Source organism: Mesorhizobium sp. M2A.F.Ca.ET.039.01.1.1, assembly GCF_003998035.1.
Classification (GTDB): Bacteria; Pseudomonadota; Alphaproteobacteria; order Rhizobiales; family Rhizobiaceae; genus Mesorhizobium.
In genome coordinates, this window is record NZ_RZRY01001609.1 from 1 (window position 1) to 385 (window position 385).

At 64.2% G+C, this 385-nt stretch carries 1 protein-coding gene; it reads right to left on the minus strand.

What is annotated here, in order from left to right; genetic code table 11:
- The coding region (locus tag EOA24_RS41160) for a fatty acid desaturase (protein ID WP_189354749.1) at positions 1–385 on the minus strand (385 nt) is incomplete at both ends.

Genomic DNA, 385 nt, shown 5'->3' on the forward strand with positions numbered 1-385 from the left:
AGCCAGTTGGTGAGCGTCGTCCTTGTGTTCTCGAGCATGTTGGCAACGAGGGGGCAGCGGCCGTGCTCGGCAAGCAGATAGAGCCGCAGGAACGGCTGGCCGAGCAGCGCCGGCACGATCCAGACATAGAGCAGCGCCGTTGCCCTGAACCATAGCGCGAGCATCAGCACGACGACGTAGAAGGCGACCATCGCCCGCGCCTCGACGCGCACCTTGGGCAGGCCCTTCGGCGGCACATAGCTGCCCCGGCAGCCGCCGATCGCATTGGTGTAGAGCGTCTTGAAATGCCCCCACCATACCGGCAGCCCCGAGACATGGACGATATATTGCCGCAGGGTTTCAGGCTTCGGAAAGGCGAGTTCCGGATCGTTGTCCGGATCCTGGG